23 protein-coding genes and 1 pseudogene are annotated in these 22,153 nt (G+C 54.3%); 20 read left to right on the top strand and 4 right to left on the bottom strand.

Annotated elements, in window-relative coordinates; genetic code table 11:
* Window positions 1-19 precede the first annotated feature (19 nt).
* From BN2762_RS19340 to BN2762_RS19330, 3 genes are all read left to right on the top strand, one after another.
* Window positions 20-697, top strand: a complete 678-nt coding sequence (locus tag BN2762_RS19340; RefSeq protein ID WP_055108518.1) for a thioredoxin domain-containing protein — start codon at window positions 20-22, stop codon at window positions 695-697.
* A 130-nt stretch (window positions 698-827) separates the two neighbouring features.
* Complete coding sequence (rpiA, locus tag BN2762_RS19335) at window positions 828-1,496, top strand: ribose-5-phosphate isomerase RpiA (protein WP_055108517.1); 669 nt, start codon at window positions 828-830, stop codon at window positions 1,494-1,496.
* Between the two features lie 19 nt (window positions 1,497-1,515).
* A complete protein-coding gene (locus tag BN2762_RS19330) occupies window positions 1,516-1,950 on the top strand; it encodes a GNAT family N-acetyltransferase (protein ID WP_055108516.1) in 435 nt (144 codons plus the stop codon).
* 184 nt (window positions 1,951-2,134) lie between these two features.
* Here the strand turns inward: BN2762_RS19330 and BN2762_RS19325 are convergent, their stop codons facing one another.
* Window positions 2,135-2,806, bottom strand: a complete 672-nt coding sequence (locus BN2762_RS19325) for a tetratricopeptide repeat protein (protein ID WP_055108515.1) — start codon at window positions 2,804-2,806, stop codon at window positions 2,135-2,137.
* A gap of 148 nt (window positions 2,807-2,954) precedes the next feature.
* Window positions 2,955-3,548, bottom strand: a complete 594-nt coding sequence (locus BN2762_RS27815) for a hypothetical protein (RefSeq protein ID WP_230202545.1) — start codon at window positions 3,546-3,548, stop codon at window positions 2,955-2,957.
* A 197-nt stretch (window positions 3,549-3,745) separates the two neighbouring features.
* Between BN2762_RS27815 and gpmA the strand changes: the two genes are divergently transcribed.
* The 5 genes from gpmA (at window position 3,746) to coaD (ending at window position 7,026) form a co-directional block, all read left to right on the top strand.
* Window positions 3,746-4,495: a 2,3-diphosphoglycerate-dependent phosphoglycerate mutase gene (gene gpmA / locus BN2762_RS19315; protein ID WP_055108514.1), complete on the top strand. Its 750-nt coding sequence runs from the start codon at window positions 3,746-3,748 to the stop codon at window positions 4,493-4,495.
* A 93-nt stretch (window positions 4,496-4,588) separates the two neighbouring features.
* Window positions 4,589-5,302 (top strand): glycoside hydrolase family 73 protein, encoded by a 714-nt coding sequence (locus tag BN2762_RS19310; RefSeq protein WP_055108513.1) that lies wholly within the window; start codon window positions 4,589-4,591, stop codon window positions 5,300-5,302.
* A gap of 83 nt (window positions 5,303-5,385) precedes the next feature.
* Window positions 5,386-5,481 carry a hypothetical protein gene (locus BN2762_RS27810; RefSeq protein WP_055108512.1) on the top strand — a complete coding sequence of 32 codons (96 nt, stop codon included), beginning with the start codon at window positions 5,386-5,388 and terminating at the stop codon, window positions 5,479-5,481.
* A gap of 431 nt (window positions 5,482-5,912) precedes the next feature.
* Window positions 5,913-6,530, top strand: coding sequence for a 16S rRNA (guanine(966)-N(2))-methyltransferase RsmD (gene rsmD / locus BN2762_RS19300; protein ID WP_055108511.1), 618 nt, complete (start codon window positions 5,913-5,915; stop codon window positions 6,528-6,530).
* On the top strand, window positions 6,514-7,026 hold the full coding sequence (gene coaD / locus BN2762_RS19295) for a pantetheine-phosphate adenylyltransferase (protein ID WP_055108510.1): 513 nt from the start codon (window positions 6,514-6,516) through the stop codon (window positions 7,024-7,026). The genes rsmD and coaD overlap by 17 nt, the downstream gene beginning before the upstream one ends.
* Window positions 7,027-7,080: 54 nt before the next feature.
* Here the strand turns inward: coaD and BN2762_RS19290 are convergent, their stop codons facing one another.
* Window positions 7,081-8,337, bottom strand: a complete 1,257-nt coding sequence (locus tag BN2762_RS19290; RefSeq protein WP_055108509.1) for a nucleoside recognition domain-containing protein — start codon at window positions 8,335-8,337, stop codon at window positions 7,081-7,083.
* Between the two features lie 116 nt (window positions 8,338-8,453).
* Between BN2762_RS19290 and BN2762_RS19285 the strand changes: the two genes are divergently transcribed.
* Window positions 8,454-9,503, top strand: coding sequence for a SepM family pheromone-processing serine protease (locus BN2762_RS19285; protein ID WP_055108508.1), 1,050 nt, complete (start codon window positions 8,454-8,456; stop codon window positions 9,501-9,503).
* On the opposite strand, the pseudogene BN2762_RS19280 reads toward BN2762_RS19285, so the two are convergent.
* A pseudogene (locus BN2762_RS19280) lies at window positions 9,493-10,313 on the bottom strand (nucleotidyltransferase family protein). The gene BN2762_RS19285 and the pseudogene BN2762_RS19280 sit on opposite strands and share 11 nt — an antisense overlap.
* A gap of 282 nt (window positions 10,314-10,595) precedes the next feature.
* On the opposite strand from BN2762_RS19280, the gene BN2762_RS19275 reads away from it, so the two are divergent.
* The 11 genes from BN2762_RS19275 to smc all read left to right on the top strand — a co-directional run bounded on the left by BN2762_RS19275 (window position 10,596) and on the right by smc (window position 22,113).
* On the top strand, window positions 10,596-11,114 hold the full coding sequence (locus BN2762_RS19275; RefSeq protein ID WP_055108506.1) for a YceD family protein: 519 nt from the start codon (window positions 10,596-10,598) through the stop codon (window positions 11,112-11,114).
* A 52-nt stretch (window positions 11,115-11,166) separates the two neighbouring features.
* Complete coding sequence (gene rpmF / locus BN2762_RS19270) at window positions 11,167-11,340, top strand: 50S ribosomal protein L32 (protein ID WP_055108505.1); 174 nt, start codon at window positions 11,167-11,169, stop codon at window positions 11,338-11,340.
* 215 nt (window positions 11,341-11,555) lie between these two features.
* Window positions 11,556-12,152, top strand: a complete 597-nt coding sequence (gene fapR, locus BN2762_RS19265) for a transcription factor FapR (RefSeq protein WP_055108504.1) — start codon at window positions 11,556-11,558, stop codon at window positions 12,150-12,152.
* Window positions 12,136-13,125 carry a phosphate acyltransferase PlsX gene (plsX, locus tag BN2762_RS19260; RefSeq protein WP_055108503.1) on the top strand — a complete coding sequence of 330 codons (990 nt, stop codon included), beginning with the start codon at window positions 12,136-12,138 and terminating at the stop codon, window positions 13,123-13,125. Before fapR ends, plsX begins: the two co-directional genes overlap by 17 nt.
* Window positions 13,126-13,133: 8 nt before the next feature.
* Complete coding sequence (locus BN2762_RS19255; protein WP_148499970.1) at window positions 13,134-14,123, top strand: beta-ketoacyl-ACP synthase III; 990 nt, start codon at window positions 13,134-13,136, stop codon at window positions 14,121-14,123.
* Between the two features lie 151 nt (window positions 14,124-14,274).
* Window positions 14,275-15,210 (top strand): ACP S-malonyltransferase, encoded by a 936-nt coding sequence (gene fabD / locus BN2762_RS19250; protein WP_055108501.1) that lies wholly within the window; start codon window positions 14,275-14,277, stop codon window positions 15,208-15,210.
* 93 nt (window positions 15,211-15,303) lie between these two features.
* On the top strand, window positions 15,304-16,053 hold the full coding sequence (gene fabG / locus BN2762_RS19245; protein WP_055108500.1) for a 3-oxoacyl-[acyl-carrier-protein] reductase: 750 nt from the start codon (window positions 15,304-15,306) through the stop codon (window positions 16,051-16,053).
* A gap of 68 nt (window positions 16,054-16,121) precedes the next feature.
* Window positions 16,122-16,355 carry an acyl carrier protein gene (gene acpP / locus BN2762_RS19240; RefSeq protein WP_019638123.1) on the top strand — a complete coding sequence of 78 codons (234 nt, stop codon included), beginning with the start codon at window positions 16,122-16,124 and terminating at the stop codon, window positions 16,353-16,355.
* Between the two features lie 122 nt (window positions 16,356-16,477).
* Window positions 16,478-17,716, top strand: a complete 1,239-nt coding sequence (fabF, locus tag BN2762_RS19235) for a beta-ketoacyl-ACP synthase II (protein WP_074048652.1) — start codon at window positions 16,478-16,480, stop codon at window positions 17,714-17,716.
* Between the two features lie 12 nt (window positions 17,717-17,728).
* Window positions 17,729-18,427 carry a ribonuclease III gene (rnc, locus tag BN2762_RS19230; protein ID WP_055108498.1) on the top strand — a complete coding sequence of 233 codons (699 nt, stop codon included), beginning with the start codon at window positions 17,729-17,731 and terminating at the stop codon, window positions 18,425-18,427.
* Window positions 18,428-18,540: 113 nt separating this feature from the next.
* Window positions 18,541-22,113, top strand: coding sequence for a chromosome segregation protein SMC (gene smc, locus BN2762_RS19225; protein ID WP_055108497.1), 3,573 nt, complete (start codon window positions 18,541-18,543; stop codon window positions 22,111-22,113).
* Window positions 22,114-22,153 lie beyond the last annotated feature (40 nt).

The following is a 22,153-nucleotide window of genomic DNA, read 5'->3' as shown; positions in this document are numbered from 1 at the left end:
GAATATGGGGGGGATAGGGATGAAGCAGCAAAATCAGCGGCTGGGGCTGGTAACACTGGCAGCGATAGCTTTACTAGCCATAGGAGTCGTCATTTTTACCAGCCTGAAGGGCAGCAAGCCGGAATTTCCTGATTTCAAGCAGGTTGCAGTTGATTTCAGTCCGGACGGGTTCAACGAAGAGGAGCAGCCTTACTTGGGCGACAAAAATGCTCCAATTAAGATCGTAGAATTCTCCGACTATAAATGTCCTGCCTGTAAAAGGTGGAACGAGGAGGTTCTGCCTGCGCTGAAGCGGGAGTATCTGGATACGGGTAAGGCCGTCTTGTATTATGTTGATTATCCATTTCTCGCGCCGGATTCCAACCTGGCGGCATTGGCGGGTGAGACGCTGTATCAGCAGGACGAGGATTATTTCTGGGTCTATCATCAGAGGATGAGCGAGTTCCAGGGCCGGAAGGACGAGACCTGGGCAACGAAGGAGTTCATACTCGACCTGATTCGGACTTATATTCCCGAAGCCGATCTCAAGAAATTTGAGGAGGATTTGGATAATAGGACGTATAGCACTAATATAAAAAAAGATCTCTTGCTCGTGGAGCACTACCAGGTCAGGGGAACCCCGACAGTCTTCATAAACGGCAAAGAGGTCGAGGACGCTTCATATGCAGGGATTCAAGCGGCTATCGAGAATCTATAATGCAGTTCAGCAAGTCCGGGTGCGGGCTTGCTGTTCTTTTTTGGCTTATCTTTTGGTATGATGTAAGCGTGATTCTTATCGTTAACAGGCTCTACATAATAGAGAAGCGACATAATCAGGAGGGGTAACCATGAATGCAAAACAGGCGGCGGGCTACCGTGCTGCGGAATTAGTGAAGGAAGGAATGACGGTCGGACTCGGGACGGGATCAACGGCCTATTATGCCATTGAGAAAATCGGCGAAATGGTGGCATCCGGGCTCAGCATTCGGGCGATTGCTACGTCCAAGGCTTCGGAAGAGCTCGCTGCAAAATATAATATTCCGCTGGTTCCTGCGGCTGACGTGGACCGGCTGGACATTGCCATCGACGGGGCGGACGAAGTGGATCCGGATATGGCCCTGATTAAGGGCGGAGGCGGCGCATTGCTGCGGGAGAAGCTGGTTGCCGTTCAGAGCGACCGATTCGTCGTCATTGCCGATAGCGGCAAGAGGGTAGAGCGTTTAGGCCAGTTCAAGCTGCCGATCGAAATCGTCCCTTTCTGTTATGAATGGACGCTCCGGCTGCTGCGGAGCCGTTATAAAGTTGACATTGAAATGCGAATGGACGGGGACAAGCTCTATGTTACCGACAACGGCAATTACATCGCCGATGCGGCCTTTGGCCGGATCGAATCGCCAGGCAGGCTGAGCGATGAGCTGAAGGCGACGACTGGGGTCGTAGAGCACGGGCTGTTCGTCGGCATTGCCGATACGGTTATCATCGGCTACGAAGATGGACGCACCGAGATTATCGAGTAGCAGGAAGGATGTACTTGGGATGCTAATAGACGTTAAACCGCTCATTTCCAGCGAAGAGGTTCAAGAATTGCTGGAATATGCGGTGCATGGCGATGAAGAGGAGCTCCGCTTGGCGATGAAGCAGTATGCTGAAGACGAGGCTTGCAAGCTGCTTGCTTATGAAGAGGAAGGGCAGTATATCGGCATTATCGGTTACCGCAAAGGGGAGAACGATGTACTGGAGCTGCTGCATCTGGCCGTTCATCCTGAATATCGCGGCCTGGGCTACGGCCGGGGGATGATTCTCGATGCCCTTGTGCTTGAACGTCCTGCGGCCATTCTGGCCGAGACGGATGAGGATAGCGCGGATTTCTTCCGCGGGATCGGCTTTCAGGTGATCAGCTTTACTAAATTTCCCGGCGGGCCGGAGTATTTTCGCTGTATCTACGAGACGGAAGAGAACGAAGAAGACTAACAAGCCAGGGTATAAATTCAAGGCATACATGGATGGACATGCATAGACGCCCTTGCTGTGTATGCTTTTTTTCCAGTGATGATACTTAGTTGTTTCGCCATGTTAACGAATATAGTCCGTTCAACTGCGGGAGCAGGTAAGAAGAAAGCCGTCGGCCCTTTGGGGCCGGCGGCTTTGTCTTGCTTTACAGGAGCATTTTTTTGTAATAGCTTTTCAAGGCCCATTTACGCTCGTTGCGTTTCTTGTATTTTGGCAGCGATTTGTAGATCGCAATCGATTCTTCCCACGCCTGCTTGGCCTCTTCCTTGCGGTTCAGGGACTGGTACAGGCTGCCGAGCAAATAATGCGCTTCACTGGACGAAGAGTAATGCTCGCCGAAATTTTTGGCGTATTGAAGAGCTTTCTCGGGATTCTTCTCGCGAAAAGCAAAGGCCAGGTTCAGATAGGGCTGCCCGTATTTGACGCGCTCGTTGATGCGGAGCGCCTTAAGGGTTGCCTGTTCCCCTTCTTCCAGCCGGCCCATTTTCAACAGCGCTTCGCCCAGATCGCTCCAGTATTCCGCCGAGGCTTCCGACGAGGATTGCACCTCAAGAAGCAGCTCGTGGGCTTCATGGAACTTTTTGCGGTCCAGCAGAAGCCGGGCAAGCTCCCGCTTCGAGGAGACATTGAAGGAATTCACCGTCAGCTCCTGCCGCAGGCGGGCGATTTGCCGAGCTCTCCGAAAAGGCTTGGTGAAGCTGGGGAAAATACCGATAAATCGTCTGTCCAGAAAGTATAGGATTGCCAGGAAAATAATCAAGGAAAGGAATACATTTCCTGTCAGCCAGGAAAGTATGATGAGAATAAGGAATTTCATGTTCTCCTCCGTGGGTAAGATTATTTTCCAATTATACCACGAAAGAAGCGAAAGACGAGCATGCTCAAAGCGATGAAGGGGGATGTTTGCTGGAGCATTGAAAAGAGAAAGGCAGATCAAGATTCCTTGGTCTGCCTTGCTGCGCTTCTTATTGGTAACCGCGGACTTGCGAGCTTTGTCCCGCTTGACCTACGGATGAGCCGGATGGGGAAGGATTGAAGCTGCCTTGGCCGAAGCTGCTTTGTCCGATATTGCTTTGTCCGATATTGCTTTGTCCGATATTGCTTTGTCCGATGCTGCTTTGCCCGATGCTGCTTTGCCCGATGCTGCTTTGTCCAAAGCTGCTCTGGCCGAAGCTTCCTTGACCGAAGCTTCCTTGCTGTCCAAAGCTAGGCTGCCCAAAACCTTGTCCGCCGATGGAGCGCTGGCCGATTCCGGAGGTGGAGAAGCTGGAAGGGCTGCTGAAATGAGATACATTGGAGCTGACGATGTTCTCGATTTGGCTTGCCAGCTGTGAAATTTGCTGATATTGCTGCATGGCCGTTTGATGTCCTTGCAGTGCGGATTGGATCGTTTGTGCGGCTTTGCGCTCGCGTTGAGCGATTTCCTCCAGCTGCATCGCGTTTTGCTGCTCCTGCTCCAGCAGCTGTTGGTACATCGTCGATGCTTGGCGGGTTTGCTGCTCTAATTGCTGAATCGTTTGCTCGATTTGGCGGATATGCTGGTTTACGTTTTGATGCATTTCGTAAATCCTCCTCAGTTGGCTATTGGTTGTATGAGAAACCAGGGTTAGGTTTCCCTGATAGGGTAAAGATATTCATAGCTGCATTAATTTCCGGGAGTGGCCCGGAATAGAAATGAACTTGGGGAATAGAGCAGGGAACTGGATTTGTAGATGTGGAGTTCTAAATTCGGATGCAGGGAAGGAGCGGATGGAACATGCATAAACTCGTGCTTGTCCGGCATGGCGAAAGCGAATGGAATAAATCGAATTTATTTACCGGCTGGACGGATGTAGATTTGTCCAGCAAAGGGGTGAAGGAGGCCCAGGAAGCCGGGCAGATGCTGAAGGAGCATAAATTTGATTTTGATATTGCTTATACTTCCTATTTAAGAAGGGCGATCAAGACTTTGTATTTCATTCAGGATGAGATGAATTTGCTGTGGATTCCCACCTATAAGACCTGGCAGTTGAATGAACGGCATTATGGAGCGCTGCAGGGGCTCAGCAAGCTGACGACCGCCCAGAAATACGGGGAGGAGCAGGTTATGCTCTGGCGCCGGAGCTATGATGTGCTTCCTCCGGCCTTGACGAAGGAGGACGAGAGGTACCCGCGGAACGATCCCAAATATAGGGATGTTCCCGATGAACTCATTCCGCTGACGGAAAGTCTGAAGGAGACGATCATTCGCGTGGAGGACTACTGGCTTCACGAGATGAAACCGCAAATTCAAGCAGGGAAAAAAATCATCATCGTGGCACACGGCAACAGCCTGCGGGCGCTCGTCAAATATTTGGACAATCTGAGCGCAGAGGAAATTATGCAGGTGAACATCCCAACGGGAACCCCGCTTGTCTATACACTGGATGAGCAGCTACGGCCCGTAGAGAAATACTACCTGGGCAGCGACACGAGAGTGGAACAGAAAATGGAGAAAGTGGCCGATCCCGACAGAGTGATGGAGTAAAAAGAAGCCAAGCCGTCCAAGCGTTCCAGCCTTTGGCGTCATTTAATGTAGGAAGCAACTCTATTTTCTGCAGTGCACAAGGGTGGGAGTGAAATGAAGCCAAACGATTTTATCGCTAAAATTGCCCCGGCAGCCATCAGGGATTGGCAGGCTAGCGGCGTATCAGCAGCGCTAACGATCGCTCAGGCCATTCTGGAATCGAATTGGGGGACGAGTACGCTGGCGGTTCGGGCGAATAACCTTTTTGGGATAAAGGGGACGGGACCTGCCGGGAGCATCAGCCTGCCCACGAAAGAATATCGCGGCGGAACGCCGGTTAACGTCAACGCCGCCTTTAGCAAATACTATTCATGGGATGAGTCCGTCGCCGATCATACCCGCCTGCTGCTTGGCAAACGGTACGAGAAGACGCTGCATCGACCCGGAAGGGAGGCCGCTCGCGGTGTGGCAGCGGCAGGCTATGCCACCGATCCGGCTTACGCGAACAAGCTGATCGACCTGATGGATAAGTATGATCTGTACCGTTATGACGCCGAAGGGGGGGAGGAACCAATGACGGCGGAGGAGAAAAAGCAGCTTGAGGCTCTAAAAGCAACCGTTAAGGAGCAGGCCGAACGAATCGCCAAGCTGGAGAAGCGGGCTGAGCTGAAAACGCCCGAATGGGCCAAGGAAGCGGTGAAGGCAGCTGTAAACTATGACAAGAAGCGTCCTCTAATCCAATCCCCTGAGCAGGGAAGTTATGACTTTTATCGGTTGATCACGATTTTGCACCGCCGGGGGCTGTTCGATAATCCGGATGTGGGATAAGCATACAATTTCCGATGCTGCCCGAACTTCTGTTTAAGGAATGAATATTCTAAACATGACTCAGATGCAAAGGAGGTATCCCGATGGGCGAAATTGGCAATGGAGGGCTCTTTACTTCCACTGGGGTAATACTTGTATTGTTCATTCTGCTTGTTATCGTATCTCGCGCTTGGATCTAAGCTTGAAGCTGAAGCAATCATACCAATCGTCCGCTAGGCTTGCCTAGCGGATTATTTTTGCGTGCACAAAAAAAGGACAAAAGCCCTCGTAGAATTCTACGCTACAAAGGCTTTTGTCCGGGCGCCCCTTGCGGGACGCCCATCATGGGAGAGGAGAAACCGGACGAAGAGCTTATGGGGAAACGTAAGTCTTCTCCGCGGTTGTCTACGACATTTGTGATGTCGATATCTTAAGTTTGTCCCGGCTTGCAAGTTTTATACCTGCAGGATGCAAAAATGTTAAAAAAAGTTTATGGGTATTTTTCAAGCGGGCCGGCTGTGCTTGGCGCAGCTTTTTTGCAAATTTCAATCTGCTATTGATTATGGTACGATATCGACATACCATGAAAACTCATGGACAAGCAGGTAAACCAAATAGGGTGTGAATAACGATGAGAGTAATTTCGGGAAGCGCGAGGGGCCGGCCTTTGAAGGCTGTTCCCGGCATGGGCACAAGGCCGACCACCGACAAGGTGAAGGAGGCTTTGTTCAGCATGATCGGTCCTTATTTCGAAGGAGGAACCGCGCTTGATTTATTCGCAGGCACGGGCGGCTTGGGGATCGAGGCGCTGAGCCGCGGCATGGATAAAGCGATATTCGTGGACTTGGACTACAAAAGCGTAGAGACGGTAAAGGCAAATTTAAAGGCCGCAGGGTTCACAGAACAGGCAGAGGTGTACAAGAACGATGCGGAAAGAGCACTCAAGACGCTGGCCAAACGAGGGGCGTCTTTTGATCTTGTGTTTCTTGATCCGCCGTACCGATTGAAGCATGGGGACAAGCTGATGGCGCGGATGGACGAGCTGAGCCTGCTGAAGGATCAAGCTGTCCTCGTACTCGAGTACGAATCTTCCTTTGAGTATCGGGATGATTTCGGCCGATTTAGAATGATTCGCAAAACAGATTATGGAGAGACGGGAATTACGATTTATGTCTATGACAAAGATAGCGGGACAGAATCGGATTCGACCGAGAAGGAGGAGCGCCACGAACATGGAGAAGCAACATGAGCTTCGGATCGCAGTCTACCCAGGCAGCTTTGATCCGGTAACGAAAGGGCATATGGATATTATTCAGCGGGCCGCCCGCCAGTTCGACCGGCTGATCGTAGCCGTATTGAACAATACCAGCAAAAATCCGCTATTTACAGTGGATGAGCGAAAGGAGCTTCTGCGGGAAGCGACGCAGCATGTGCCTAACGTGGAAGTTGACAGCTTCAGAGACCTGCTCGTGAATTATATGGATTACAAGCAAGCCCATGTGATCGTGCGCGGTATAAGGTCCGTCACGGATTTCGAGTACGAGCTGCAGCTGGCGTCCACCAACCATAAGCTGAACAGCGAGGTAGAGACGATTTTCATGATGACGAACCCGAAATATTCCTATTTGAGCTCGAGCGTCGTCAAAGAGATCGCCAGCTTCCAGGGAGATGTGTCCGATCTTGTGCCGCGGATAGTCGAGGAGGCTTTGAAGGATAAGTTCAAATCGAAGCCTGCCAAAGCTTGACTCGAAACAATCGCCAAACGCTCAAACGTATTTCGTGCAGACAGACAGGTGCAGTTATGTCGGTCCTGCGCTTTTCGTCTTGAAATGCTTCGACCATAGATAGACGGCAAACAAGCCAAGCATGATCAGCAGCCCCAGCATGCACAGCTGCCAGGAGATGACGCTGGAGAACACCTTCCACCCCGAAACCGGCAGCTCGCCGCTCGCGACCCAGGCTGCGGCGCCGTTAAAGCTCTGGTAGGCGGGCGAGGACAGCGGCACGAGCGTGGTCAGCGGTTTCCAGAGAAGCAATGTGAGTACATAGGCATACATGCCGTGGATCATGCGGTTCATCAGGAATGCGGTGCCCCTGATCCCGGTCGGCTTCAGCGCTGCCCGGGCCTGCCAGTAAGCGCTAAGTCCGCTCCAGCCGAGCAAGGCTCCGATCAGGGCTGCCGATAGCGGAGGCGCCAAGCTGAGCTTTGCTGCGGCATGCGCTCCAAGATGGACCTCCAGCAGGGCGGAGACGGGTACCGCTGTAAGAGCGGGTGAAATAACAGGTGCAAGCAGTGACGAGGCTATATGGATGATAACGGCAAAAATAAGCATATAACCGCCCGTGGACATCAGCGTCTGTACGGCTGAGCCGACAGCATCGCCCAGCAGCTTGCCGAAGTTGCGGCCGTCCTCGCGCCGCGCTTCTTCCATTTGGGATAAGGCAAGCTTCCAGCGGGATGCGGCTGGCGGACTTCCCGTCCGTCCCGAAGCCGGTGCAGGCTCTTGGGGCTTGCGCTTATTGCCGAAGAAGACCCATTGCATGGTAGCTGCAGCGGCCAGGCCCGCTGCCCAGTGTATCCAGAGCAGGATAAGGCCGAGCTCGGGCTGCCTCATAAAAGCGGTGCCGATCACGATCACAATCAGCACGGGGCTGCAATAATGAGAGAAGCTCGCTAATTTTTCCGCTTCATGCGCGGTGATTTTCCCCTGCTTATATAAGGCCGCCGCCGCTTCTGCGGCCGCGGGAAATCCGGCAGTCATGCCTAAGGGAAGCACCCAGCCCAGCGTTCCCGGCAGACCGAGAATGCGGCGCGTGACCGGCTCGAGCAGTGTTCCGAACCCATGGGCAAAGCCGGTGGCCACCAGAATTTGCGACAGCACCAGAAAGGGCAGCAGAGCGGGAAAAACGATTCTCCACCACAGGGCAAGCCCTTGGCTTGAAGCTTCGAAGGCTTGGCTGGGGGCATAAATGATACAAACGACTAGCAGGACGGCGGCTATCCCGAGCAGAATCGTGGAGAGCAAGCCGCCATGCCGGGAACGTTCTTGATTCATCGGGCGCGTTCACCTCTTTACGGGCATATGGAAGGCTAGTACATGTCTATGCTCGTATGGCAGTTGAAAGACCACCAGATACACCGCTTCGGTGAAAAAGAGAGGAAGCAAAAATTATGCGTCAATCCAGATCAGCAGTCATAAAAGCGGGATTATACGTCATCACTCTCGCCATCATCGTCTACGTAGTTGTTTATATGCCGACGCCTTATATGATCAATCAGCCAGGCACGGCGGAGGAAATCAGGCCGATGGTGACAATCCCTGCCGGTGATCCGGAGGAAGAGGGCACATTCATGCTGACGACGGTATCGGTAAGCTATGCGAATCTGGCGATGCTGGCAACCTCGCACTTTCAAGCTCATACCGAGGTTGTCCGCAAGGAGCCGGATCGGAACGAGAAGGAGTATTCGACACAGCAGCAATATTACATGAGCAGCTCCCAATCGAATGCGATTATGGCGGCTTATAATCTGGCCGGCGTCAAATATGAGATCGTGCCCGAGTATGTATTCGTCGTAGGGGTGTCCAGAGCATCTGCTCCGAAGGGTGATTTTCAATCGGGAGACATCATTTCCGAGGTCGAGGGGCGGAAGGTAGAGCGGTTTGAGGATCTGCCGGCGCTTCTGCAGGGCAAGAAAGCCGGGGATCAGGTAGAGGTTGTGTTAACCCGTGGCGACAAGGAAATTCGCCAGCAGGTCGAGCTGGTGGAAATCGGGGAGGAGGGCGCTCTGCCGAAGGCTGGCCTCGGTGTTAGCGTCGGTGAGGTCCGCAAGGTCAAGCCGGTTGATAAGAACAAAGAGGTCAAATTTGCCGACACGCGGATCGGCGGACCGTCCGCAGGCTTGATGTTTACGCTCGAAATATATAACCAGCTGACCCCGGGCGATCTCAGTAAAGGGTACCGGATCGCCGGGACGGGGACGATCTCCGAGGATGGGGCGATCGGCTCGATCGGCGGCGTGCAGTTCAAAATTGTCGCCTCCCACCGGGAGCAGGCAGAAATATTTTTTGTGCCGGAAGCGAACTATAAGGATGCCAAGGCCAAAGCGGACGAGATCGGCACGACGATGAGGCTTGTCCCGGTCAAGCATGTCGATGAGGCGCTGCGCTATCTGGATGAGCTGCCCGTCAAAAAATCCGCCAAAACAGACGCTAAATCGTAATCGGCGGCTGGCGGTAGTCCCGGAATATTTCGGCCTCGTCCCTGCCAGGCATGGCGTTCGCATAGGCGGCGGCTGCCCGGATGTCAAGCTCCAGTCCAGGGAGGGAGCAGGCGGCTGCTCTCGTAATGATGGGCAGCGAGGCGCTGCCCTTCATTTGTTTGAGCAGCCTGCGGCCTTGGGCGCTGAAGCCCAGCACCCGCAAATAGCCGGGGCCCTGCGCCAGCGCTTCTGGACCGAGGGCTTGCCGATCGTGCTGCAGCAATATATGAAGCAGCATGCGCTGCAGCTTGGTATAGGTGTATCTTTTGGTTTTTAGCTTTTCCAAGAGCTCTTCGACCGTCAGCTGCTTGAGCTGGGGCAGCGTTTTTTTGATGCGGTACTCGAGGCCCTCCGTAACTTCGTGATGCTCGGCCAGCGCGGCCGTGGAGCTTGTCAGCAGGCGGTGAAACAGAGGAGCCGCGAAGCTCTCCCAGGTGACGGGACCCCGGCCGGCCCGGAGCTCCCGGGCGAGGATGTCCGCCGAATACGGCGGGATGTAAGGGGCGGCGGCTTCAAGACCCCCCTTGCCCAGGAGCAGCCCGCGTATGGCGGTGGCGCTGGCGACTCCAGCACGAGGTCGGCGCCGGCATGCAGCGCCATTTCGGCGCGCGCCCATTTGCTGACGATCGCGGGCTCGCCGCGCTGCAGAAAGTCGCCGCTCATGACGGCCACGACGGCTTCCGCATCAGCGAGCCGCCTAGCTTCCGCCAAATGGTAGGCATGTCCGTTGTGAAAAGGGTTATATTCAACGATTAATCCGACGACATTCAATAGAAATACCACCTTTAGAGGCCTATAATAAATGACTATACCACGACCGGCTGGCCTTTTTGAAGCTGGCAGAAAGGATTGGTCTTCAACTGAAGCGAAACCCTTTGCATCGCGAGATGCCTTGTCTTCATCACTATTCGCATTCTATATTAAGTCGTATGCATGGACGTTTTGTGCGGGGATGTGTATATTAGGGGGACAACCGCTATTCTTCAACGCTTGCTGTTGACAAAACTTACTTAAAATCGGTATAATAATTTTTGTTTGTTTGGAGTGATACTCATGAATTTTAGATTTCGCCAGATGGCGTCTCACGACGGGCCGAAGCAGCTGCATGAAGCTCTGGATGTGAGCCGTGTCGTTAAAGGACGCAAGGACATTCACGGCATCAGCCCGCTAACATGCGACTTGACGGCCGTGTACGTGGAAGGGAATGCAGTTGAGGTAACAGGCAAGCTGTTTGCGGAATTGGACATGTCCTGCTCCCGCTGCCTCAAGCCTTTGAAGCGTAAAGTCGATATCGATTTTGAGGAAACTTTCAAACGCATTGACACCCCCGAAGAAGAAGGGCAGAATGAAGAAGAAGATGACATTTGGCTGATTGCCGATGATCAGGTGGACTTGAATCCATATATTGAAGAGGCTTTGCTTCTCAATCTTCCGTATGCTGCCGTATGCAAGGAAGACTGCAAAGGACTATGTCCAAGCTGCGGGACGGACTTGAATGAACGGGATTGCGACTGCGAGAAGGAGCGGATCGATCCGCGGCTGGCAGCGCTCGGTGATTTTTTCAAAAAATGAGATTACAATGTGACACCGTAATAAGGTTGACTTCATTAAGGAGGTGGGAACCATGGCAGTACCTCAACGGAGAACGTCCAAGACGCGCCGCGACAAACGCCGCACGCACTTCAAATTGGCTGTGCCGGGCATGGTAAAATGTGAACAATGCGGAGAATTGAAGCTTGCTCACCACGTATGCAAAGTATGCGGAACATACAAAGCAAGAGAAGTTATCAAAGGTTAATCCCAGATAATATCTCAGAACTTAAGACAGCACTTCCTCACAAAGGGGTGCTGTTTTTTTATGGGTCGATCTGGAAAATGCAGGGCGGTTGATGAATTCTCTTTATTTTTGCGGGGAGATGTTTTATACTCTATCTTAGTACCAGGTTCTAAACCGAAGCCGTTCGTTTTACATAAAAATCATATGATCACTCGGGGGTGTTACCCATTGAACGTTTGCCCAAGAGGGCGAGGCAGCAGCAGCTTGTCAAACTGATCGAGGAGAATCCATTTGTCACAGATCAGGAATTGACCCGGCAGCTCAAGGTGAGCATCCAGACGATCCGGCTTGACCGGATGGAGCTGGGAATACCTGAGCTGCGGGAGCGGATGAAGCTGATGGCGGAACGATCCTATGATCAGGTGCGTTCTCTGCCGCTGCATGAGGTTATCGGTGAAATTGTCGATTTGCAGTTGGATAAGAGCGGGATATCCATTTTTGAAATAAGCAAGGAGCATGTCTTTTCCCGGACGGGCATCGCGCGGGGGCATCATATTTTCGCGCAAGCCAACTCGCTGGCCGTGGCGGTCATAAACGATGAGATCGCGCTGACGTTCTCGGCGGATATCCGATTTATCCGTCCGGTTCATTTGGGCGAGAAGTGCATCGCCAAAGCATATGTTCGTCCGGTATCCGGCAACAAGGGCAAGGCCAAGGTCGAAGTGTTCACCTATGTCGGCGAAGAGATGGTGTTCCAAGGGAACTTCGTCATTTACCGCTCTGCGGTAGAGGACAACAATGAAGGAGGAAGTCAGCATGAGAATCGCCATTGATGCCATGGGTGGCGACCACGCGCCGAGGAGCACGGTTGAGGGCGCCTTGGCCGCTGCCAAGGAATGGAATGATATTGAAATTATTCTCGTTGGCGACCAAGAACAGCTTGAGCCGTTGAGTGGCGCGGATGTGCCTGGCAATTTGCGGATTCATCATGCCTCGGAAGTGATTGAGGCGGATGATGAGCCTGTTCGCGCGGTGCGCCGCAAGAAGGATGCCTCTATGGTTGTCGCGGGCCGGCTTGTACGTGAAGGCGAGGCGGAGGCGATGATTTCGGCCGGCAACACGGGCGCGCTGATGACGACCGGACTGCTGGTCGTTGGACGGATGGCCGGCATCGAGCGTCCGGCGCTGGCGCCGATGATTCCGACGGTGGACGAGCGAGGCGTACTGGCGCTCGATCTGGGCGCGAATATGGATGCGAAGCCGGAGCATTTGGCTCAATACGCGTTGATGGGCAGTATTTACCGGGAGAAGGTGCATGGCATCCAGCGTCCCCGTGTCGGTCTTCTGAACGTCGGAACCGAAGAATTGAAAGGGAATGAGCTGACGAAGGCAGCCTATCCGCTCATACAGCAGCTGCCGGTAAACTTCGTCGGCAATGTGGAATCCCGGGATATCCTGACAGGTGCCTGCGATGTGCTTGTTTGCGACGGGTTCGCGGGAAATATTCTGCTCAAATCGCTGGAGGGAACGGCGGGAACGATATTCTCGATCCTGAAGCAGGAGTTCTCTAAATCGCTGAAGAATAAACTGGCTGCGGCCCTGCTGATGCCTTCCCTGCGGGGGCTGAAGAAGACGCTCGATTACAAGGAGCATGGCGGAGCGCCGCTGCTGGGCCTTAGCGGGCTTGTGGTCAAGGGGCATGGCTCTTCTGACGGAGAAGCGATCAAGAATGCGGTGAGACAGGCGAGAACAGCGATTCAGAGCCGTTTGACGGAGAGCATATCACAGGAAATCAGCAGGAAGTGAGTGGTAGAATGATGAAATTGCGTTCAGTAGGCATCATTGGAACAGGGAAATACGTGCCTGAACGGGTGTTAACGAATGCCGAATTGGAGACGATGGTCGAGACCAATGATGAATGGATCGTATCGCGGACAGGAATCCGCGAGCGCCATATTGCGGCTCCGGATCAGGCGACATCGGATCTGGCTTATGAGGCGGCCGTAAAGGCCTTGAAATCGGCAGGCATCGCCGCCGAGGATATCGAGTTGATCATTGTCGCGACGGTTACACCGGATATGACGTTCCCGTCCACAGCATGCATTTTGCAGGAGAAGCTTGGGGCGAAGAAGGCCGCGGCATTCGATTTGTCGGCAGCCTGCTCCGGCTTTGTATACAGCCTAGCTACGGCCAACGGCTTCATTCAGACCGGAATGTACAACAACGCGCTCATTATCGGGGCGGATGCATTGTCCCGCATTACGGATTATACGGACCGCAACACCTGCGTCCTGTTCGGCGACGGAGCCGGGGCAGTCGTGCTCGGTGAGGTTCCGGAAGGCCGAGGGTTTCTGTCCTTTGACTTGGGGGCTGAGGGTGCAGGCGGAGAGCTGCTCAAGCTGGAAGGCGGCGGCTCGCGCTGCCCGGCGTCTGAGGAGACGATTCGCAGCGGCAAGCATTTCATCTATATGAACGGCCGGGAAGTGTTCAAATTCGCGGTTCGCGTCATGGGCACGGCTACGGAGGAAGTGCTGCGCAAAGCCGGGAAGGATAAGAGTGAAATCGATTTGTTCGTTCCGCATCAGGCCAATATCCGCATCATTCAATTCGCGATGCAGCGGCTGGATCTGCCGGAGGAGAAATGCGTCATTAATGTAGACAAGTATGCGAATACCTCGGCGGCATCGATTCCGCTTGCGCTGGTGGAAGCCGTTGAGGAAGGCCGTGTCAAGGAAGGCGACACCTTGCTTCTTGTAGGCTTTGGCGGCGGATTGACGTGGGGCGCATCCGTGCTTGTCTGGTAATTTGTTTGTCTGGCCTCTTGTTTGTTGCGGTTTCTTGCAGCATGGAGATCAGGCCGACATAACAAACCGAACAAGCCATATATTTGATTTATAAACGAATGAATAGCGTGCTTTATATGGGTTTGAAGAGAGAAGGAGTGCTGACGAATTTATGGGTAAGCTGGCATTTGTATTTCCGGGTCAAGGATCCCAAAGCGTGGGAATGGGTCAGGACATCTATGAATCAGTGCCGGAATCCCGGCAGCTGTTCGACCAATCGGATGATATTCTTGGCTTCCCGCTGACTCGCTTGATTTTTGAAGGACCGGATACGGAATTGAAGCAGACGGCGAATACGCAACCGGCTCTGCTGACGACGAGCGCAGCGTTATATCAGGCGTTCGCGGCCAAAGGCATCAAGCCGGATTTTGTAGCAGGCCACAGCCTGGGGGAATATAGCGCGCTTACGGCAGCCGGGGCGCTCAGCTTCAGCGATGCGGTCGCGACCGTACGGGCGCGGGGCGAGTTCATGGAGCAAGCCGTACCGGGCGGACAAGGCGCGATGGCAGCGGTGCTGGGCGGTGAGCGCGAGGCATTGGCCGGCTTGTGCGCTGATATTACGGCAGGCGGCAGCCTGGTCGAGCTGGCGAACGTCAATTGCCCGGGGCAAATCGTCGTTTCCGGCACGAAGGAAGGCGTAGGTGCCGTCGTTGAGCGCATCAAGGAGATCGGTGCCAAACGGGCGATTCCGCTCGAAGTCAGCGGACCGTTCCATTCGTCGCTCATGAAATCGGCGGCCGAGAAGCTGGCCGGCAAGCTGGAGCAGATTGCGGTCGGCGATGCATCCATTCCTGTCGTCGCCAATGTGACGGCCAGTGCCGTTCAGCGCGGCGAAGACATATCCCGTCTGCTCGTAGAACAGGTGTATTCGCCGGTTCTGTGGGAGGACAGTGTGGCCTGGTTGATTGAACAGGGCGTTGATACCTTCGTAGAAATCGGTCCTGGCAGCGTGTTGACCGGGCTGATCAAGAAAATTAACCGCGGCGTGACAACGTATAACGTGAACAGCCTGGAGAGCCTGGAGCAGACGGCAGCTGCGCTGCTGTAGCTTGCAAATAAACGGTTCGAATTATTCATTTCTTGCAGAACTGAACTTGGGCCGGCTGACGACCCGGTATATCCTAGGAAAGGAGAGAGTGCATTGACGAAATTGCTTAGTGGTCAGGCAGCTCTGGTTACGGGCGCTTCACGCGGCATTGGGCGCGCTATCGCGCTTGCGCTTGCTGAAGCGGGAGCGAATGTGGCCGTTAACTATGCGGGCAATGAGGAAGCGGCGGCTAGCGTCGTCAGCGAGATCCAGGCGCTTGGCGTTCAGGCGTTTGCTGTTAAAGGGCATGTCGGCGACAGCGCGCAATTCGATGAGATGGTGAAGCAGACATTGGACGCTTGGGGCCGAATCGATATTCTTGTGAATAATGCCGGTATTACTAGAGATAATCTAATAATGCGCATGAAGGAAGAAGAGTTCGATGCGGTGATCGAGACGAATCTGAAAGGCGTGTTCAACGGCATCAAGGCGGTTACCCGCCCGATGATGAAGCAGCGCTCCGGCCGCATTATCAATATATCGTCTGTCGTAGGTGTGCTCGGCAATGCCGGTCAGGCCAACTATGTGGCGGCGAAGGCCGGGGTTATCGGCTTGACCAAATCGTCCGCGCGCGAGCTGGCTAGCCGGAACATTACGGTGAACTGTATTGCGCCAGGCTTCATCGCCACGGATATGACGGATCAACTGCCGGAAGACCTGCGGAATAATTTGCTGAGCGATATTCCGCTCGCGCGCCTGGGACAGCCGGAAGAAATCGCGAAGGTCGCAGTATTCCTGGCCTCAGATGCAGCTTCCTACATGACGGGGCAGACCCTGCACGTTGACGGCGGAATGTATATGTGATTTCGAGTCTCGCTTCTATGGCATTTTGAATTTAATTTTCGTATAATACGAAGGAGGAGGTGAACCGGATGTCCGATGTATTGGAGCGCGTTAAACGCATTGTAGTGGATCGCCTCGGCGCAGATGAAGCTGAAGTGACGCTAGAAGCGTCTTTCAAAGATGACCTGGGTGCTGATTCGCTAGATGTTGTCGAATTGGTCATGGAACTCGAAGATGAATTCGATTTGGAAATTTCAGATGAAGATGCTGAGAAGATTACGACTGTAGGTGAAGTTGTAAACTACATACAATCTCATACCTAATGTCATTCAAAGTCCCGTACCTCCTTTGTAGGCGGGACTTCTCCTCATCTTAGCAAATCATCAGCTTTACAATGTTCTTAACAACTATATTGCACATGCGATCTAATACGAGGTGAGTGTGTTTGAAGCATAGAGTGGTAATAACCGGTATGGGGGTCGTTACATCCCTCGGTCAAGATTTGGATACGTTCTGGAATAATCTCATGGCAGGGAAATCGGGGGTATCGGCGATCGAATCGTTCGACGTCAGTGAATATCCGACCCGAATCGCTGCCTCGGTCAAAGACTTCAATGCCGAGGATTACGTAGACCGCAAGGATGCGCGCAAAATGGACCGTTTCGTTCAATTTGCAGCGGCGGCGGCTACGAGTGCTATAAAAGACAGCGGCCTCGTGATTGGTGAGCAGGTGGATCCTGAGCGCGTCGGCGTCATTATCGGCTCCGGAATTGGCGGGCTTGGCACCTGGGAAGACCAGCATAATGTCCTACTGCAAAAGGGACCAAAGCGCGTAAGCCCTTTCTTCATTCCGATGATGATTGCGAACATGGCATCCGGCCACGTATCGATACTGTTCGGAGCGAAAGGCCCTAACAGTACAGCTGTAACGGCGTGCGCGACCGGAACTCATTCCATTGGCGATTCGTATAAATTGATTCAGCGTGGCGATGCCGATGTCATGATTTGCGGCGGCGCAGAAGCGACGATCAGACCGACCGGTCTCGCCGGATTCTGTTCGATGCGGGCGATGTCGACTCGCAATGACGAGCCTGAGAAGGCAAGCCGTCCATTCGATACGGGACGCGACGGATTCGTCATGGGCGAAGGCTCGGGCGTGCTCGTGCTCGAATCCCTGGAGCATGCGCAGAAGCGCGGCGCCAAGATTTACGCGGAAGTGATCGGTTACGGTCTTAGCGCTGATGCGCATCATATGACTGACCCGGATCCGAACGGGGCGCGCCGCTGCATGGAGATGGCGATTCGCGATGCCGACATTCAAGCCAGCGAGGTCGATTACATTAACGCCCATGGTACGTCAACGCCGGTAGGTGATCGCTCCGAGACGATTGCCATCAAGGAGGCGCTTGGAGAGCACGCGCGCAAGGTGGCTGTCAGCTCGACCAAATCGATGACGGGTCATTTGCTGGGCGCTGCGGGCGGCGTCGAGGCCGTGATTTGCGGCCTGACGATCAAGAATAGCAAGATCGCCCCGACGATCAACCTGGAGAACCAGGATCCGGAATGTGATTTGGATTACGTGCCAAATCAAGCTAGATCAGCGAATGTTACTGTAGCCATGTCCAACTCCTTCGGATTTGGAGGGCATAATGCCACCATCGTTCTGAAGAAATTTGAAGCATAAGGGGTCAGTCTGTTGAGCGGAGATCTGAAGCAGTTACAGCACAAACTTCAAATTGTATTCCAAAACCGGCAGCTGTTGAAACAGGCCTTTACCCATGCATCATATGTAAATGAACATCGGTTCAGTCAGCATCAGGATAATGAGCGTCTGGAGTTCCTGGGCGACGCTGTTCTGGAGCTGACGGTCTCCGAGCATTTGTATCGGATGTTTCCGGATCGTCCTGAAGGCGAACTGACCAAGCTTCGCGCTGCCATCGTGTGCGAGCCTTCCCTGGTGAAGTTTGCCGAGAGCCTGGAGTTTGGCAAATACGTACTGTTGGGCAAAGGAGAGGAATTAACCGGCGGGCGGACACGCCCGGCGCTGCTGGCCGACGTCTTCGAGTCGTTCATCGGCGCCCTCTATCTCGATCAAGGGCTGCAGGCGGTTAATGCTTTCCTTCATCAGCACGTGTTCTCCCAATTCACACTTAACGGAAAGCTGCAGACGACCGATTTCAAGACGGAGCTGCAGGAGCTGACCCAGCATCACAATATGGGGGTACTGGAGTACCGCATTATCGAAGAGCGCGGACCGGCCCATGAGCGGGAGTTCGTCTCCGAGGTATCCATGGACGGCCGCGCGCTGGGGCAAGGAACAGGACGTTCCAAGAAGGAAGCTGAACAGCAGGCTGCCGCAGTGGCGCTAGAGCGATTGAGAATTTCAAATGAATGACATTTTCAACAAGATGCATGAACGTCCCCGTTGCTTGACGCACGGGGACTTTTTGCTTGTCCCCTTAAGCTTTTTTGTATGTTACAATAGCTGGTAGAGGTGATCGTGAAGGTATGTTTTTGAAACGAATCGAGTTATCAGGATTTAAATCTTTCGCCGACAAAACGGAAATGGAATTCGTACGCGGCATTACAGCCGTAGTCGGCCCCAATGGCAGCGGAAAGAGCAATATCTCGGACGGCATACGCTGGGTGCTGGGCGAGCAGAGCGCCAAGTCGCTCCGCGGCGGCAAGATGGAGGACATTATTTTTGCGGGCAGCGATGCGCGCAAAGCGGTGAATTATGGGGAAGTCTCTCTAACCCTCGACAATACGGATCATGCCTTGCCGCTGGATTTCAGTGAAGTTACGGTAACGCGGCGGGTTCACCGCAGCGGCGATAGCGAGTACATGATCAATAAACAATCCTGCCGGTTGAAGGATATCACCGAGCTGTTCATGGATACGGGAATCGGGAAGGAAGCTTATTCGATTATCGGCCAAGGGCGGATCGAGGAGATTTTGAGCACGCGCTCCGAGGATCGGCGGGGGATATTCGAGGAAGCCTCAGGGATTGTGAAATATAAGAGCCGCAAACGGGATGCCCGGCGCAAACTCGATGATACGGAACAAAACCTGCTGCGTATTCACGATCTTGTCAGTGAGCTGGAGGACCAAATCGGTCCTTTGAAGGAACAATCGGAGAAGGCGCTTCGGTATAAAGAGCTTCGCGAGGAGCTGAAGCATAAGGAAATATCGCTTTATGTGCATCAAATCGAGAAGATCCATGAGAGCTGGAGCGAGGCGAACGGCAAGCTTGCCAAGCTGCAGGAGGAGCAGCTCGCTCTATCAACGGTCGTGTCAGCCCATGATGCCAAGCTGGAGAGCGACCGGTTAGCGCTTCGCCAATTAGAGGAGCACATCGAGTTGCTGCAGGGCCAGCTTCTGGAATACAGCGAGAGCTTCGAGAAGAGCGAGGGCTTCGGAGAAGTGCTCAGGGAGCGCGAGAAGAACCTGATTCAGAACCGGGAGCAGCTGCGGCAGTCGCTCGCCGTCAATGAGGAGCGCTATGCACAGCGGGCGGAAGAGCTGAATGCTCTGTCCGCGAAGTTTGCGGAGGCCGAGAGGCAGCTGAATGAGCTCAGAACTGAGCTGTCGGCTGAGGAAGTGAAGCTCGTGGGCGTTACCGGCGGGATCAGCCAGGCCCAGGAGGAAGCACTCAAGGGGCAATTGCTCGAAACGATGAATCGGATGGCGGAGGCTCGCAATGAAATTCGTTATGCGGACCAGCAGAAAGAAGGCGTCCAGCGCCGCATGGATCGTTCGGAGGAAGAGGGCGCGAAATGGCGGGACGAGCTGGAGCGGCTGAAGGGCAGAAAGTCCGAGCTTGAGCAGGTGCTGGTGCGGCTTGCCAAAGAGATTGCCGACCTTCGCAGCCGCTATATTACGGAGAGCGAGCGTCATCAATCGCTGCAGAAGCTGGCGGAGGAGAGCTCGGCTAACATCCGCAAATGGGAACAGCGAAGAGAGGCGCTCATCTCCCGGCGCGATACGATGAAGGAGATGGAGGAGGATTTTGACGGCTTTGCCCTGGGTGTCAAGGAAGTGCTGAAAGCCTCCCGCAAATCGCAGCTCGGCGGCGTCCATGGGGCTGTAGCTGAGCTGATCCAGGTGCCGGAGAAGCTGGAGCTCGCTGTTGAGACCGCGCTTGGAGCCGCGATGCAGCATATCGTCATGGAGAATGAAGCCGTCTCCCGGCAGGCCATCGCGTTCCTGAAGCAGCGCCAGCTGGGGCGGGCGACCTTCCTGCCGCTGGATGTCATCCGGCCGCGCCAGATGTCCGCGGCGGATAAGAGGACGATGGAGGAGGCCGAGGGCTTTATCGGGATCGGCGCCGAGCTTGTCGGCCACGATCCGCGTTATGCCAACATCGTCGGCAGTCTGCTCGGCAACGTCGTGTTCGCAAGCGATCTGGAACGGGCCAACAAGATGGCGGCGCGGTGCCAGTATCGCTTCCGGATCGTGACTCTGGAGGGCGATGTCGTTAATGCCGGCGGCTCGATGACCGGAGGGAGCCAGCATCGCAAGAACAGCAATCTGTTAGGGCGGAAGCGCCAGCTGGAGCAGCTGGCCGCGGATATTCGCGAAAGCGAGGATATGCTGAGCAAGCTGAGAGGCGGGCTCACCGATGTACGCGCTCAAATGAAGCAGTGCGAGCAGGAGCTGGAGAAGCTGCGCGAAGCCGGGGATTTGAAGCGATCGGAAGAGCAGTCCCATACAAGCGAGCTGAAGCAAGTGGAGCACGAATGGAGGCATGTCTCCGAGCAATTCGAGCTGTACGGGCAGGAGAAGGGACATTACATCCAGGAGATCGAGGAGCTGGATAAGAGCAAGGCTATGGCGGAAGCGCGATTGAAGGAGCTGGAGAAGGAAGAGCAGACGATCCGCCAGTCGATTCAGGCTGCGGAATTCGCGCGTAAAGCGAATGAGTCCGTCAAGGAAGAGCTCCAGCATCAATTGACCGGGCTTAAGGTGCGCGAGGGCAAGCTGGATCAGGAATGCCACTCTTTGCGGGAGCAGCTGCGGCGGTCTCAGGAGGAGTTCGAGATTCAGAAGAAGGAGCTGGAGCAGAACCGCAGCATCCTGCAGGCGATCGAGGCCGATCTGAAGCAAAATGAGCTGCAGAGCGTCAAACAGCGGGAAGAGCTGAATGATTTCAAATTGAAAAAAGAGCGTACCAGCGAGCAGCTGGACATGGAGCGTGCCTCCCGAAGCGTATTGGTTAAGAAGCTGGAGGAAGGCGAGAGCGAGACCAAGGAGCAGCGGGTCGGCCTCAAAGCCGTCGAGGAGCAGCTCCGCCAAACCGAGATTCAGGCGAACAGGCTTGACGTGGAGCTTGATAATATTCTGCATAAGCTGAGCGATGAGTATGAGCTGAGCTTTGAACTGGCGAAGCAGCGCTATGCCGTCCCTGAGGATGTGCCTAAAACGCAGGGCGAGGTGAAGGAGCTCAAACGGCAAATCACGCTGCTGGGCGAAGTGAACCTGGGAGCCATCGACGAATACGAGCGGGTATCCGAGCGCTATGATTTCCTGAGCGAGCAGAAGGATGACCTCGTCGAGGCGAAGGCGACGCTGTATCAGGTGATCAAGGAAATGGATGACGAAATGTCCAAACGCTTCAAGAGCACCTTTGACGCGATTCGCCGGGAATTCGGCACAGTATTCACGAAGCTGTTCGGCGGAGGCCGTGCGGATCTCGTCCTCATCGATCCGGATAATCTGCTGGAGACCGGAATCGATGTCGTAGCGCAGCCGCCGGGCAAGAAGCTGCAGAACCTGCAGCTTCTCTCCGGGGGAGAACGGGCGTTGACGGCAATGGCCCTGCTCTTCGCCATTCTGCACGTCAAGCCGGTGCCGTTCTGCGTGCTCGACGAGGTAGAGGCAGCGCTGGACGAAGCCAATGTCGCCAGGTTTGCGCAATATTTGCGCGAATTCTCCGAGCAGACCCAGTTTATCGTCGTGACGCATCGCAAAGGAACGATGGAAGAGGCGGATGTGCTGTACGGGGTGACGATGGAGGAAGGCGGAGTATCCAAGCTGGTCTCCGTCAAGCTGGAGGATGAAGAAACCGTGGAAATTGCTTGAGCCGCTCAGCCGTGGCATAATTAGAGCATCGAAGCTAATG

Source organism: Paenibacillus ihumii (assembly GCF_001403875.1).
GTDB lineage: Bacteria > Bacillota > Bacilli > Paenibacillales > Paenibacillaceae > Fontibacillus > Fontibacillus ihumii.
The sequence above is the reverse complement of the archived record's forward strand: the minus strand, read 5'-3'. Positions and strand labels throughout refer to the sequence as shown.